The 13,964-nt window shown below is 42.4% G+C and carries 14 protein-coding genes; 10 read left to right on the top strand and 4 right to left on the bottom strand.

All coding sequences use genetic code 11. The annotated features are described in order from the left end of the window. Positions 1–65: 65 nt before the first annotated feature. Positions 66–1,229 (bottom strand): non-hydrolyzing UDP-N-acetylglucosamine 2-epimerase, encoded by a 1,164-nt coding sequence (wecB, locus tag ACL934_RS08385; RefSeq protein ID WP_374079852.1) that lies wholly within the window; start codon positions 1,227–1,229, stop codon positions 66–68. A 118-nt stretch (positions 1,230–1,347) separates the two neighbouring features. Between wecB and ACL934_RS08390 the strand changes: the two genes are divergently transcribed. From ACL934_RS08390 to rfbG, 7 genes are all read left to right on the top strand, one after another. Continuing rightward, a complete protein-coding gene (locus ACL934_RS08390) occupies positions 1,348–2,118 on the top strand; it encodes a hypothetical protein (RefSeq protein ID WP_374079854.1) in 771 nt (256 codons plus the stop codon). After that, positions 2,118–3,515 carry a glycosyltransferase gene (locus ACL934_RS08395; protein WP_374079856.1) on the top strand — a complete coding sequence of 466 codons (1,398 nt, stop codon included), beginning with the start codon at positions 2,118–2,120 and terminating at the stop codon, positions 3,513–3,515. Before ACL934_RS08390 ends, ACL934_RS08395 begins: the two co-directional genes overlap by 1 nt. Continuing rightward, a complete protein-coding gene (locus ACL934_RS08400; protein ID WP_374079858.1) occupies positions 3,512–5,326 on the top strand; it encodes a DUF2334 domain-containing protein in 1,815 nt (604 codons plus the stop codon). The genes ACL934_RS08395 and ACL934_RS08400 overlap by 4 nt, the downstream gene beginning before the upstream one ends. Further along, the gene (locus ACL934_RS08405; protein ID WP_374079861.1) at positions 5,323–7,029 is read left to right on the top strand and encodes a hypothetical protein; all 1,707 of its coding nucleotides are present in this window, start codon (positions 5,323–5,325) and stop codon (positions 7,027–7,029) included. Before ACL934_RS08400 ends, ACL934_RS08405 begins: the two co-directional genes overlap by 4 nt. Before the next feature lie 174 nt (positions 7,030–7,203). Further along, positions 7,204–7,425, top strand: a complete 222-nt coding sequence (locus tag ACL934_RS08410; RefSeq protein ID WP_374079864.1) for a BrnA antitoxin family protein — start codon at positions 7,204–7,206, stop codon at positions 7,423–7,425. Positions 7,426–7,497: 72 nt separating this feature from the next. Continuing rightward, entirely contained in the window at positions 7,498–7,809 is a 312-nt protein-coding gene (locus ACL934_RS08415) for a hypothetical protein (protein ID WP_374079867.1), read from the top strand. Next, a complete protein-coding gene (gene rfbG / locus ACL934_RS08420) occupies positions 7,810–8,877 on the top strand; it encodes a CDP-glucose 4,6-dehydratase (RefSeq protein WP_413613312.1) in 1,068 nt (355 codons plus the stop codon). It begins immediately after the preceding gene. On the opposite strand, the gene ACL934_RS08425 is transcribed toward rfbG, so the two are convergent. The 3 genes from ACL934_RS08425 to ACL934_RS08435 all read right to left on the bottom strand — a co-directional run bounded on the left by ACL934_RS08425 (position 8,874) and on the right by ACL934_RS08435 (position 10,301). Next, positions 8,874–9,338: a helix-turn-helix domain-containing protein gene (locus ACL934_RS08425; protein WP_374079873.1), complete on the bottom strand. Its 465-nt coding sequence runs from the start codon at positions 9,336–9,338 to the stop codon at positions 8,874–8,876. The two genes, rfbG and ACL934_RS08425, sit on opposite strands and share 4 nt — an antisense overlap. Further along, on the bottom strand, positions 9,338–9,652 hold the full coding sequence (locus tag ACL934_RS08430; protein ID WP_374079875.1) for a DUF4258 domain-containing protein: 315 nt from the start codon (positions 9,650–9,652) through the stop codon (positions 9,338–9,340). The genes ACL934_RS08425 and ACL934_RS08430 overlap by 1 nt, the downstream gene beginning before the upstream one ends. Before the next feature lie 274 nt (positions 9,653–9,926). Continuing rightward, complete coding sequence (locus ACL934_RS08435) at positions 9,927–10,301, bottom strand: hypothetical protein (RefSeq protein WP_374079876.1); 375 nt, start codon at positions 10,299–10,301, stop codon at positions 9,927–9,929. A gap of 178 nt (positions 10,302–10,479) precedes the next feature. Between ACL934_RS08435 and ACL934_RS08440 the strand changes: the two genes are divergently transcribed. The 3 genes from ACL934_RS08440 to ACL934_RS08450 are packed head-to-tail and all read left to right on the top strand — an operon-like array spanning position 10,480 to position 13,940. After that, positions 10,480–11,895, top strand: coding sequence for an MBOAT family O-acyltransferase (locus ACL934_RS08440; RefSeq protein WP_413613313.1), 1,416 nt, complete (start codon positions 10,480–10,482; stop codon positions 11,893–11,895). Between the two features lie 9 nt (positions 11,896–11,904). Further along, a complete protein-coding gene (locus ACL934_RS08445; protein ID WP_413613314.1) occupies positions 11,905–12,939 on the top strand; it encodes a hypothetical protein in 1,035 nt (344 codons plus the stop codon). Further along, on the top strand, positions 12,936–13,940 hold the full coding sequence (locus tag ACL934_RS08450) for a hypothetical protein (RefSeq protein ID WP_413613315.1): 1,005 nt from the start codon (positions 12,936–12,938) through the stop codon (positions 13,938–13,940). Before ACL934_RS08445 ends, ACL934_RS08450 begins: the two co-directional genes overlap by 4 nt. Positions 13,941–13,964: the final 24 nt, after the last annotated feature.

Raw genomic sequence — 13,964 nt, forward strand, 5'->3', positions numbered from 1 at the left:
TTGGCAGGCCTATATTGGGAGCCAATAGGGAGATGGGTCAAGACTCGGCGCTTCGATGCGCAGAGTTAGATTTTTTCAGACATAATATTCAATATGCGTTCGCAGGCTTTTCCATCACCGAATGGATTCTTCGCCTGGGACATTTTTGCATAGATCTCTGGGGTATCGAGAATTTCCTCAGCCGTCTTTAAGAACGCTTTCTCTTCTAGAGGAATTAATTTCGATGTCCCCGCAGCAATAGCTTCCGGTCTTTCCGTTTTTTCACGAGCTACCAGAATAGGTTTTCCTAAAGAAGGAGCTTCTTCTTGAACACCGCCTGAGTCCGTGATGATTAAATGAGCGCGGTCCATCAGGTAAACGAAAGGCACGTAGTCTGCGGGCTCACACAGCCAAATTTTACTTTGGCCGGTTTTCACAGGACGTCCTTTATCAATCCAAGTAGCCTCGTTTCCGAAAATCTTTTCGGCTGAAGCACGCACTTGCGGATTCATATGAAGAGGAATTAAAAGCTCCACATCGTCACGCTTAGAAAGAGCGACAAGTCCCTTCATCACTTCTTCCATAGGCTCACCGAAAGATTCACGGCGATGAACAGTAACAAGGACTAATTTTTTCTTTTTATCTAAGAAAGAATATTTCTCGTCGAACTCTTTTTGCATTTGTGAGTTCTCAGAAAGTTTTTTCTTCACAGCGAAAAGAGCATCGATGCCGGTGTTGCCCGTAACGAAAATATCTTCATCATTATAATGCTCTCTAAGAAGATTTTCCCGAGCAGGTTCTGTGGGGGCCAGATGAAGAGCGGCCACAAGGCCCGTCGCTTTACGATTAAACTCTTCTGGATACGGTGAGTAAATATCACCCGAACGGAGGCCGGCCTCCACGTGTACAACGGGGACTTTATGGTAAAAGGCAACAAGGCTGCCGATGAAACAACTTGTGGTATCTCCCTGAACAATAACGGCATCAATTCGCTGCTTGTTTAGAATCTCATGCATTCCCTTCATGACGCCCATAGAAATATCCACAAGTGTCTGCCCAGGTTTCATTAAATCTAAATCATAGTCAGGAGTGATTTCAAAAAAGTTTAAAAGAGGCTTAAGCATTTCGCGATGTTGTCCGGTTGAACAAACATAGGTTTTAAAGCGCGAATCCTTTTTTGCTTGAAGCACAAAGGGTGCAAGTTTGATAGCTTCGGGTCGGGTTCCAAATACGACAAGGATGTTTTTCATAAACTCCAAATTAGTAGCTCGATTATTCGTTGGCAACCTTAATATTCTTACACCACTTTAATTACTCTTAAACCAAATACTCTTTTAGCGTTTATCAAACTTTTCGTGGGTGAAGTTTATGAAAATGTCGTGGGGTCTTCGGTTGTACGTTACGGGCTGTTTAGTTTTATTACCCTCCTTGGGGTATTCGACTACAAACTCCTCTGTACTTCGTGAAAAGAAATTTTATCAAGAACTGTATTCTGAGAGCACGTTCTATCAGAAGTACGATCTCGTCACGGAAAGCCGAGTGCGCTCTTATTTACCTTTGTGGAGTGGAAACAATTGGCGGATTGAGCCATATCTTGGTGTCTCGTTGCAGTATCAATCCTCAGGTGCTGAAGCAAAGTACTTTGATAACACGGCGACTCCCGCACTCGGAATTCTGGTTCGATTTTTTGAAAAAGTCACTTTGCAAGCTCAAGGTGGTGTTCGCACTGTTGTCGGGGAAAAAGAGAATAAGTCTGAGTGGGATCCCAAAACCGTTTTTAGCGCTGGAGATTTTTGGACTTGGCAGTCTTTGGGATTCTCCTCTGTTTTTACGGAGGCTTATAGTGAAAGTGCTTATCTCCCACGTGTCTCTGAGACACCGGTTTCAATTCTCTGGATAAAACAGGGTTACCGGTTCAAAGCGGCATCTCATTTATATATTGATCCTTATGCAGAGTTCTTTGCACGTGAAAGTCGCAGCCCTGATCTGGGACCCTCAACGACTCAAGGGCGGGCCGGAGTCCGCACCATGTGGCAAAACAATTCGTGGACAGTCGCAGCCCTTGTTTATCGGAACTTTAAACAACATGAATCTTCTTCGTCGGTGGAAGGTCTCTTTGTTGTGGGAGGGAACTTTTAATGGAACACGTGATCTTTGGTCTTGAAAATCTCTTCGTCAATCTAACTTACTTCGTTGTTCTCGCGACCTTCCTCTTTACTTTGGATGATCTTTTTATTGATGCAGTTGCATTTGTCAAAGGATTGAGACCTCGTCGCTTCACTTTAAAAGATGTCTATGAGATGGAGGAAACTCCGCAGAAAAATATCGCAATTATGATAGCGAACTGGAAAGAAGCGGAAGTTATTGCGCCTATGATTCGCGGAAATATTCGCGGATTGAATTATAATAAGTATACATTTTTTTTGGGAGTTTACCCTAACGACACAGCCACTTGGGCGGAAGCTAGTAGACTTGAAAAGCTCAATCCCGGTCGAGTGGTTGTCGTCGTAAACTCCTTGCCGGGTCCTACATCTAAGGGGCAGATGCTTAATGAAATTGCGCGAAAGATTTTAGAATCTGAAGAGCGATCTGGGTTCCATTATGATCTTTTCCTGATGCAAGACTCGGAGGATGTTCTACATCCCTATTCTTTAACACTCCTAAATCACTTTAGCGGTGAATCTGATTTTATCCAGATCCCTGTGTTCTCCTTTGATGTGCAAAAGCGTTCTTTGGTGGCAGGAGTTTATATTGATGAATTTAGCGAGTCCCACACCAAGGATCTTTTGGTGCGAGAAGCCCTGGGGGCTGCGGTTCCGTCGGCAGGCGTGGGCACCTTGTTGTCGCGTCAGTTGATACTCACCTCCATGCTTCGTCAAGGCGGACAGTTCTTAAAAGAAGATACTCTGACAGAAGACTATCACTTGGGAATCATGACCAAAGTGATGGGATTTCGCAGTCAGTTTTTATGCGCGCAAATCGTTTTACCTAACGGGAAAAGTGAATTTATAGCCACTCGTGAGTATTTTCCTTCAAACTTTTTTGCGAGCATTCGACAAAAATCCCGTTGGACTTTGGGAATTGCTTATCAGGGACTTAAAAATATTCAATGGCAAGGGGATTGGGTCGACAGATATTTCTTAGTTCGTGATCGCAAGGGGCCTATCAATAGTCTTTTGATCATCCTTGCCATCATTGTTCTTCTTGGTTTGATCGGTTATCGAACTGCCGCGGGAAGGCTTCCCGAAATGTTGGATAATCCGTTCTTCGACGTATTAGTAGCTCTCAATACTATCAACATGTGTCTGCGTATCGTGCAAAGAATGAAAGCGGTGAAGTTAGTGAACGGAATGAAGCACGCTTGGATGGTGCCCGTGCGTTGGCTTGTTGCCAATGTCATTAATGTGGCGGCTACCGTGAAAGCTCACCGCACTTATCGTCATAGTGTCAAGACCGGGCAGAGACCTGCCTGGGTAAAAACAGATCATCGTCTTCCTGCCAATTTTGGTAAGGAAGTGGAGGTACAAATACAATGAGAATCAAGGATGTTTCCATTGCAATAGGCACAATGGCCACTCTGTCATTGGCCACGATACTAGGATTTACGAGTCAGCAGGAAGTTTCATGCGTCAACGTGTACTATGACCAAACCGATAAGCCGGATTATTGGATGGGCAAAAGTTATTCGGTGATGTTGCAAAACCTGTTGGGTCATTTTCCTGAATACCAACAAATTGTCAGCCCCATTGAAACCTACAAAGCAGGTGACCTGGATAAGTGTGCTGCCAGTATTTATATTGGCTCGTACTTTGACAATAAGTTACCAAAAGCTTTCTTGGACGACTATGCGAAAACAGAAAAAAATGTTGCGTGGGTCGGGTATAATATTTGGCAACTGGGTGATCAGTTAGAAAAAACCATGGGGCTGCGTTATGTGCGTTTGACGACTTTAGATACGCATCTCCTGGATCAAAACAAACACCCTACATTCTTTAAAGACATTCTTTATAAAGGGGAAACTTTTTCCAAGTTTGCAGAGTGGAGTCGCAAAGACCCAAAACAATTTATTGCGCCTTACGAGCAAACCGAACTTCTTCCTGCCGATTTAAACAAATTTGAAATGGTGGCAGAAGCCCGCCATTCGGGAACAAAGGAAGTTATTCCTTATATCGTGCGAGCTAAGAACCGTTTCTTTGTTGCCGATGTTCCACTGGCCTATATTCACGAGGCAGACCGCTATTTGGTTTTTGCTGATGTGCTGTTTGATATTTTAGGTGCTCAACCACGCCATAACGGGAAATACGCTTTCGTACGGGTTGAAGACATTCATCCGGTGTCAAATTTGGGATTTCTGTATGGCTTGATCAATGTTCTTAAAGAGGAAAAAGTTCCTATCAATATTTCTTTGATACCGATCTTTTACGATCCTCACTATCGCTACGGGCGCGCTGACAATGAAGAGTTTGTGCCGATGGAGCGCAAGAAATCATTCATGACTTTCATCGACGAGATGAAAGCGGCGAATGCAAACTTCATCATGCACGGGATTACTCATCAGTATCAAAAACATGTGAATCCTTTTAATGGCGCATCGGGGGAAGATTTTGAGTTTTGGGATGCAGTGAAAAATGCTCCGATTGCTGAAGACAGCGTTGATTATGTTCTCAATCGTTTTGAAGACGGTTGGTATTCAATGCGCAAGGCAGGAGTGAGTACGCGCATGTGGTTGACTCCGCATTATCAGGCAAGCCCTCTGGATTATATTATTTTTGGCAAAATTTTTCCGTGGAACGTTGGGCGGGTTATTTACTACAACCATAAAGCCACGGGTCTTAGGGACTCTTTGTTAAGGCCGGATCCACTGACGGGCGATGATGCGCGTTTGTTTTATGGAACAAACTCTCCGGATGGTAAGGCTTTGCGTGAAGAGTACTTTAAAGATCTTCAAGTTCAGTATTTGGCTGATAAGTGGAGTGGGCAGTTCTTCCCTTATGAAATCTATGGGGATGTGCACGGACAGCGCTTAATCCCAGAGTGCTTGGGAAATCCACAAAACTATTTAACTGAACAAGTTCTAAGAACAAGATCGGCAAAACAAATCATCGAAGATGCAAAACGCAATCGCGTTCTTCGTGATGTGTGGGCATCCTTCTTCTTCCATACTTATTTATTAGATATTCCAGGCAATGATGGTCGAGGTCATCAACCGGGTGATCCTCGTGAAATCCGCTACCTCGTTCAGGAAATCAAAAAATTGGGATACACATTTATTGAAATCAATAAATTCTTAGACGCAAACACAAGGACAATTCGTCCAGAACCGATCTACACGGAGGTAGTGCAATGACGTTTCTGAAGATTTCTCTTTTGTCTCTATTCCTTTTACCCAGTCTTTCCTGGGCAAGCCTTGGGCTTCCACCTGCGGAAGAATTGATGACCAAAGCTTCGCAGGGGCGAACGGAACTTCGTGAGGTGATTTTGGACATGGATAACAATATCCAAGAGATGGGTTATCCCGAAGTTTTTGATTCTTATTTCTACTTGCTAGATGATTTGAAGGAACTCGCCATTCTCTTTAATCTGGACGAAATTTATCCAGGAGCCGTGGAGGAGCTTGGCACTCACATGGTGGATAGTGGTATTCGTTGGTTGAATATCTCTGAAGCGAAAACCGATCGCATTCTTTACTATCACAAGTGGATGAATGTCGATGTCACGATTCGTTATATGGATCAGGTCGAAGTTGAAATTGGCGCTTTAAAGAATATGGATAAAGTTAAAGACGCCAGTGAAAATGTCGAAGTTATTCTTAGTTATGTTGAAGCAAGATTTCCGCGCTACTACCATTTAAAGGCGGGCTATCGTCGCATCTTGTCTAACATTGCTTTGAAGTTTTTGCGAGAACCCGGTCACACAAACGAAGACATCGCGCACTGGATTGGCAAGCTTCGCAGTCCCGCCGCCTACATGGACTATCTGATTCTTCTTTCCGGCGAAATTTACTCGTTGAAAGATGATAGCAAGGACATGGCTCATGTTTATGCGAACCGTTTGAAAGTTCTTTATGAAACAATTCAGAATGACGGGAGTGAAGTTCCTGAATCTGTTCAGAAGAATATTGGTGAAGCCGCTGAAGATTTGATCTTACGAATCTTGCGCTTGGAAGTCGCTTTCAATGCGGGCGAGTTGCGCAGTCTTTTGGATCTCTTGAGTGTGGGACAACTTCATGATCTCGCAAATCAATGGGATTCCTTTAAGCAGATGCCTTCTGATTTGTATATCCAAAACTATTTTGATGCTTCTCGCGACTTTGTTGCGAAACTCCGTGAGATTGGCATGGCAAAAGAAGTCGCCGATATCAACTCATGGGTGGGTGCGATGGGAGCTCCGGCGATGGCCCGACTTTTAGGTATTGAGGGTCGCTACGAATTAACTGACGGCAAAGGAACGAAGTGGCAATTGCTGATCGTGAAGGCTCGCGAAATGCAATTGGAAGCTTTGATGTGGAAATCCGCGGAGACTCAAGGAAAACTTTATCAAACAATCCGTTGGGATTTTGAAAAGTCGACTTTTGTGGCTTCTGAAAGAATGATGGATCTCACTGATTTTGCAGCTCCTTCCTTGGTGAAATTTAAACCAGTTGCGGGCGCGATGGAGTTCTTTGATCCATTTGCCAATGCAGACACCCAAAACATGAGCGGTCCGTTGGTCGAGAAGTTTACGGATCTTATGAAAGACGTTAAAGACACTGTGAATTTTGAAGGCTACTACAAAGGCTCTGTGACTTTTGCTGACGGCAAAGAAATTGCGGTGCAACTTACAGTGAGTGCCCTTGGTGGTCACTACATGGGACGAATCATGGGTGAAGGCATTGAAACGTCTTTCGAAGTGGGCTCACAAACCGACAGCGGAGTTTTGTACCTTACGTCTTCTCGCGATGGAACACTGAAAGAGTTCTCACACTTACGCGTGAAACTCGACGGCCCCGACGTGAAAGGCTCCCTCATCACCGCCGATCGCGGCACAGGCATCCTAAAGTTCGTGAAATAAAAGGTGCCTGCTTCTTTTTTCGGTCTACAGTGCAGCAAATTAACAGAGCCATCCCAAGGGGTGGCTTTGTTCTTTCGGGATGTTGTTTTTTGTATGTGCATATATTGTATGTACATTTACCAAGAAAGAGGGTATGAAAGGCATTGAAACGAATCAGTATTTTGCGAGGTGATTGTGAGAAAAGAGTATGATTTTAGTAAGGCTAAGAAGAGTCCTTATGCAAAAAAATTGAAAACTCGCACCACAATTCGTCTAGATGATGACGTCATTGAGTATTTTCAAGGTTTGTCAGAAGAGACTGAGATTCCATATCAGACGCTTATTAATTTGTTTTTGAAGGATTGTGTTCGACAGAATCTCCAGCCAGATCTGAGCTGGGCAAAGAAGAAGAAATAAATTGCCCTAGCGATGCGTCAAGATGGTGGAAAAAGGTACCAGCGACCATTTTCCGCCGTTACGCTTTTAAGTATGAAATCACTCCACGCAGACAAATATTTTATCCGTGAATCTCTATTTAATCTTGTTGAACTTTCTTTATTGGCTCGTCTTTATGAGGAGCACTGCATTCCATCAGCAAGCAGTGGAGTTTTGAATCAAGCTTCTTTAGCTCAGACATTGCTTAAGATGAAAGCGACTGAAGGTAAAGGCGAGCTTCGTGTTGCCATCTATGAATCAGACCCGATTGGTTTTTACTGGAAGTTTGAAAATCAGGTTCTTGCACACTGGGTTCATCCGGAGCATCGCGGGCAAGGTGTTGAGCAAAGTTTATTAGGTTCTTAAGTGGAAAGTTTGCCGTCGTCTTCATTCTGGCAGGGGAAACGAGTCTTTTTGACTTACCCCACAAGTTTTTTGGGGGCGTGGACAGCGCTGTGTTTGCAACATCTCGGTGCACAGGTTTTTGGTTTCTCGGAGACGGCCGGAAAAAATCCCAATCTTTTTGATCTCACGAATCTTGCGCAAAGTATCTCGATGACCTATGGAGACTTGCGAGATGAAGAATCCTTTCGTCAGGTTTTACAATTTGCTCAAGCCGACGTAGTTTTACATCTTGGAGAAACGGGTTTATTAACCGAGGCTGAGAAAAAGCCTCTGGATATCATTGCTAAATCTGTTATGGGAACTGCAACTTTGCTGGAATTATTGCGAGAGACAGCGTCAGTGCGTTCCGTTGTTGTTGTGAGTTCCGATAAAGTCTACGAAAGAAATCCAGAGAACAAAGCTCTTGTTGAAACTGACAAAGTGGGAGCGGGAGATCTTCTACCGACTTCTAAACTTTGCTCAGAACTGATTGCGCTGTCTTACCGTCAGACTTTTTTTAATCCCGATAAATATAATAAACACAAAATCGCAGTGGCCTCCGCTCGCTTGGGTGCTGGTATTGGTGGCGGTGACTTTTCTGAAACATCTTTGATTCCCCAAGCGGTACAAAGTTTTCTTAATAAAAAAAATTTTGAAATTCGCAATCCAAACTCAGTAAGGCCATGGATTCACGTTTTAGATCAAGTGAGTGGCATTTTAAAACTTGCTGAGGCCTTGTACGTGAAAGGTCCGAAGTTGTCTCCAACTTACAATTTGGGTGCGGCCGAATATGAAAGTGTTGGAGAAGTTATGAAGGAGTTCAGTCAGATTTGGGGGACGACGTGGTCGTCGGTCTCTGAGAGTGCGGGGAAAGGTTCATTGTCTTTGCATGGCCAGATGAGCAGTGAGTTGGCTGCGAAGGACTTGGGTTGGAAACCGCAGTGGGATTTGACGAAGGCTTTGGCGGAGACGGCAAAGTGGTATCAAGGGTACTATTCGGGACGGTCTTCGGTGGGTGAGTTGACGTCGGTGATGCGGGGATATTTTTAGCCATTGGCGACCAGCGAGTCAGAGGCTGAAGAAATGTCAAGTGCTTCAAGTTTCATCGACGACTGAAAACTCTTAATCAATGTAACCTCGATATTAAATTTACTTTTTTCTTGTTCTAAAATTTGGTTAACAGCCATTATCCGAAATGCTTTTTCTTGTTCAGTCGTGAATCCAGTGAAATCGGTTCCTTTATTCTCCCAGGATCTAAGGGTTGATGCGGGAACATGAATTTTAGAGAAAACTTCATCGAACGACATTTTTAGATATGTTCGTAAGAACTTCAGTTGATGACCTGTCAGGCGCTGTTTACTAACTAATAATGCCTTGGCAGTGTTAGTCTTCAATTCATTTAAATTAATATCGGGATACTCTTCTCCATCGATAGACTTTATGACAACATTTCTGAGGAGGACATCAAAGCCGAATCCTTTAAACGTGTACGTTTTTAAAATTTTACCCATTAGTCCTCCTTTTTATTTTTATCAATGGCAGTTACGATAATGGTTTTTGGATCCGCGAATACTACAATAATTCGAAGATCTTTGTCGCCTTTGTCGTTGAGTCCTCGAAGAGCATATTTCCAGTCCTTTTTATCATTGGTCAGACTATCCTTAGCTTCTTCTCTGCGTGCTCGGTAGATCATTTCCTCTATATCGCTCATTTGGATGTCACGTTTTTGCATTTGTTCTTGAGCGTGGCTTGAAGGAATAAGCTGTCCTGACTCTAGAGCTTCAATTACTTCTTGTATTACGTTGGATCTTTTTTTAATCGACATAATACACGTTCATTTTACTATATTGCTTAGTATCGAGCAATATGAATATAAAAATTAAGTAAAAACAATAGGTTAATAACTCCGAATGCTTAAATATGGGTTTTAAATCTGATTTTGACACAACCAAATGAGCCATTAAAAATCTCCAACATAGATCTCCAATTTCTCTCTGCAAATTGCGGGATAGGACAGAGCCTGAGGAGGTGATGTTTTGGATCTAGGGACTTCCGATAATCGGTTTTAGAACGTTGGATATTGGGCTGGTGTCTGTTGATCAAAGCAAAGCGGCTTTTAAGTCGAATTGTATTTGTTCATATTCGACAGTAGGTGTTTTTACCATTCTTCCGTGAATTCGAGTTTCTGTAAGTTTAATCGCTCCAATGTCTTCGAAGAAGAGAATGATTTTATTCAAATTGGAAACATCCTTGTGGACGATTTTTGACAGCTCATAAATAGACTTCGGCTTATAGATAAGAATGGTCGATAAAACACCAATGTTTTTAACAAACTTATCGAAATCTTTTTTGTTATCAAAGGATATTTCATAGTGATCTTTTTTAAGTTTACCTTTTCTTGCCAATTGCAGGGTCTGCTTGAAATCAACAAGAGCTTCATTGGAACTTTTCATCGAGATTATTAATTTTTTCATAATTTAACCCCTAGTTATTTTGGGCAGATGGCCTATATATAGGTAAAACTATACCAATATTTAAAAACATTGACGATGAAAGTCTCTAATCCGGCTCCAAGCCTTATGACGCACATCGATATTAATGCGGTTCGAGATCTAAATAGACAAATACTTTGCCCTACATTATTCCAGAGCAATGCTTTTTAATTCCTATCCATTTCTGCTCCTGTTTTTGCCAATAACTCTGCTGGGTTACTACCTTATTACGAAGAAGAATCTGCAGCTGTGGTTCCTGTTCTTATCAAGCGTATTTTTCTATGCTTACTGGAGCAAAACTTTTGTCTTTCTTCTTCTCTTTACGGTCGTTTTAGATTTCTACATCGCGAAGAATATTTACTACGCAAAAACGCAGAGGATGCGAAAAGCACTTTTGCTGACCTCCATCATTTCGAACCTCTCAGTTTTAGGCTTTTTTAAATACTACAATTTCTTTGCAGACTCTTTGAATGGACTCTTCCACGTTGGCGGAGGTTCTGGAGAATTGCTTCCTGTTCTAAATCTCATTTTACCGATTGGTATTTCTTTTTATACATTCCAGTCGATGTCTTACGTCATTGATGTGTATCGCAGGGTTTCGGATGCCCACGCGCATCTCTTGGAGTTTGCGGGCTACGTGACGTTGTTCCCGCATCAAATCTCGGGACCGTTGGTTCGACACAATCAGATTGTTCCTCAACTAGAAAGTTCCAACACTTATATTTTTCACTCTGATAATTTTTGGAGGGGTTGCTATTTCTTCGTCTTCGGTCTTGCGAAAAAGATGTTGATCGCAGATCGAATCGCCATCGTTGTCGATCCCTTGATTGGAAATATCGCCTCGGTTTCAAATGCTGAAGCGTGGCTTGCGATGCTGGGTTACACCATGCAGTTGTACTTCGACTTTAGCGGATACTCGGACATGGCGGTTGGTTTGGGCTTGATGATGAATATCAAGTTCCCGCCAAACTTCAATTCGCCCTATAAGTCACTGTCGGTTACGGAGTTCTGGCAAAAATGGCATATGACTTTATCGTCATGGCTTCGCGATTATTTATATATCTCTCTTGGCGGAAATCGTGAGGGAAAACTAAAAACTTACCGCAATTTGCTACTCACAATGGCTATCGGGGGACTGTGGCATGGGGCGAACTGGACGTATGTGGTTTGGGGTGTGTTGCACGGGGGAGCCTTAGCTGTTGAGCGCTATTTTAAAGATAGAGATTGGGATTTGTTCCGATTCAAATATATCAAATGGGTCGTTACTTTCTTATTTGTGTGCTTAGCATGGGTGTTTTTCCGAGCGCCTAATTTTGATGTCGCTTCCATTTGGCTGCAGAAAGTTTTCCTGATGAACCCAGATATTTCCTGGGATATCGTCCTTATTCCAACTCGTCATAAGGATCGTTTCTTCTTGGCTTTGGGTGTTGCATTGATTGCGGCATTTAGTACGAAAAATACTTGGGAAAGAAAGTTTAAACCGAGTTTTGTGAATGCTTTTATTTTGGCTCTGTTGTTTGTTCTATGCCTTTCCTATATGGGAGAGGAATCACCATTTTTATATTTCCAATTCTAAGGAGGGGATGTGAATTCATTAAAGTCCCTTTTTGTTTTGGCTGGAAGTATTTTGGTTCTTCTTGTTGGCATTGCGGTGTTTAACTATCAAGTCGATCCGCAATGTTATTATGGGTGTAAAGAAATTGATCCTAATAGAGCGACGCTGAATACTTACTATCAGGTAGCTCAAAGAATTCTAGCTTTTCCTAAAACGGAAGTTGTTATTCTTGGATCATCTCGCGGAGAAAATACTCCACCACTATGGATTGAAGAAAAGACGGGCCTAAAAACTTTGAATCTGTCTGCGTCGGGAGCTGAGCTCGGTACTAAGTTAGCTTTCTTGACGATTGCCAAAGAGAATACACAGCTAAAAAAGGTTATTTGGCTTGCTGACTACTTTGAGTTAATTAGCGAGAACGCTGACGCAAAAATCAAGAATACTCCGGCTCTTCGGAAGTATATAGATGGTGGTGGTATTGCTGAAGGCGAACTTAAGCAAAAGCTGCACGATATTCAAGGCCTCATAGATCACAATACCTTGGAAGCCTCTATTTACTTTCTGAACAATAAAGATAAAACCAAGCTCACTCAAGGGGCTGGTAGCGATATCGATTATCGTTTTTGTGAGAGTTCAGAATTTAAGGGAAAAGAAACGACTGAGAGTTTAAAAAAAGAAGTCGATTTACTTTATCAAAGCTACACATCGGCAGTTATCAAACCATTGCAAAACAAAAAAGCCTGGAATAATTTCGCAAACGAACTTGCTTTAGTGGCGCAAAAAAGTGTCGACGTGTATGTCGTAATAACTCCTTATCATCCGGAGTTTCTACGTAGACTTAAAGCTGAACATAAAGACATCTATGAAAACCATCTTAAGTGGATAGAAAATATCCAAGGCTTAGCTTCTCAAGGTATAAGGGTTTTAAATTATTTTGATGGAATTTCTAATACGGATGCATCTCCAACTTATTGGAACGATGGTGTTCATTTCACATGCCGATCGTCCATGTTGATGTTGGAAGATATTGTACAGTCGTGGAATCAGCGAAGCGAGAAGAAGTGAAATACATCGTAGCATTTGGCGTTCTATCGCTGCTCATTTTGACGGGAATCGCGGGTTTTAACTACTCCGTTGATCCCATGTGCTATTATCATTGTTCGGAAGTAGACCTTAGTAAAAGAACTCAAAATGTTTATTATCAAACGGCACAAACTGCAGTGGCTAATGCCGATGCAGAGATTCTAATCCTAGGCTCATCTCGTGGCGAGACAACGCCTCCTGTGTGGATACAAGAGGTGACGGGAAAAAAGACCATCAATTTGTCTCAGGCGGGCGGAGACTTGCTATTAAAAATTGCGGTTTTGAATTCAGCCTTAGATAAGGGTGCCAAAGTTAAAACCGTGATCTGGCTTGCCGACTATTTTGAATTGGTCAGATCATCTACGGATATCAAAGTAAGGATTACGCCAGCCTTACAAAAGCATTTGCTTCGAGAAGGGAAAGAAAATGTTTTGTCTTTCTACTTGGACCATTTGCAAAGACTCATTGATCACAACAGTACGGAAGCGTCTTTAGAACATTTGAAAGATAGGCAAGATTCATATTTTCCTAAACTAGGGACAGGCGGAAGCATAGATTACAAGTCTTGTCTAAGTCCAGATTATACCAGCGATACGGCTACAGACGTTTTAGAGAAAAAAATCCTGTCTAGTTATGGAAACTTTTCTACACGCATGGCCTCTGAGCAGGACGAGGACTACTGGAGAATTTTCGAGAATCAAATTAGAATTTTAGATCGTCAGGGCATTAAAGTTTTAATTTTAGTTCCCCCAGTGCATTCGGATTTTCGGGCCAAGTTATACAAGGAATTTCCAGGCTCAAAAGAAAAGACCCAGAAGTGGTTAGAAAGAATGGAAAAACTTTCTACGGATAACATTCGGGTAAAAAGTTTTCTGGACGGAATACCTAGTGACGATCAAAGTCCTTCTTTTTGGACGGATGGCGTTCATATGACATGTAAAAGCATGATGCTAATGCTTCAGGGGACACTTGGTGATTTGTAGGAATGGTATGACGGTTTTAAAAAA

This window comes from Bdellovibrio sp. HCB-110, from assembly GCF_047323225.1.
Taxonomy (GTDB): Bacteria; Bdellovibrionota; Bdellovibrionia; order Bdellovibrionales; family Bdellovibrionaceae; genus Bdellovibrio.

What these genes read in the sequence shown, in the direction of transcription:
- ACL934_RS08430 (WP_374079875.1), bottom strand. Translation starts at nt 9,652, where the DNA reads ATGTCGATTAAAAAAAGATCCAACGTAATACAAGAAGTAATTGAAGCT.
- ACL934_RS08435 (WP_374079876.1), bottom strand. Translation starts at nt 10,301, where the DNA reads ATGAAAAAATTAATAATCTCGATGAAAAGTTCCAATGAAGCTCTTGTT.
- ACL934_RS08440 (WP_413613313.1), top strand. Translation starts at nt 10,480, where the DNA reads ATGCTTTTTAATTCCTATCCATTTCTGCTCCTGTTTTTGCCAATAACT.
- ACL934_RS08405 (WP_374079861.1), top strand. Translation starts at nt 5,323, where the DNA reads ATGACGTTTCTGAAGATTTCTCTTTTGTCTCTATTCCTTTTACCCAGT.
- wecB (WP_374079852.1), bottom strand. Translation starts at nt 1,229, where the DNA reads ATGAAAAACATCCTTGTCGTATTTGGAACCCGACCCGAAGCTATCAAA.
- ACL934_RS08395 (WP_374079856.1), top strand. Translation starts at nt 2,118, where the DNA reads ATGGAACACGTGATCTTTGGTCTTGAAAATCTCTTCGTCAATCTAACT.
- ACL934_RS08390 (WP_374079854.1), top strand. Translation starts at nt 1,348, where the DNA reads ATGAAAATGTCGTGGGGTCTTCGGTTGTACGTTACGGGCTGTTTAGTT.
- ACL934_RS08400 (WP_374079858.1), top strand. Translation starts at nt 3,512, where the DNA reads ATGAGAATCAAGGATGTTTCCATTGCAATAGGCACAATGGCCACTCTG.
- ACL934_RS08425 (WP_374079873.1), bottom strand. Translation starts at nt 9,338, where the DNA reads ATGGGTAAAATTTTAAAAACGTACACGTTTAAAGGATTCGGCTTTGAT.
- ACL934_RS08415 (WP_374079867.1), top strand. Translation starts at nt 7,498, where the DNA reads ATGAAATCACTCCACGCAGACAAATATTTTATCCGTGAATCTCTATTT.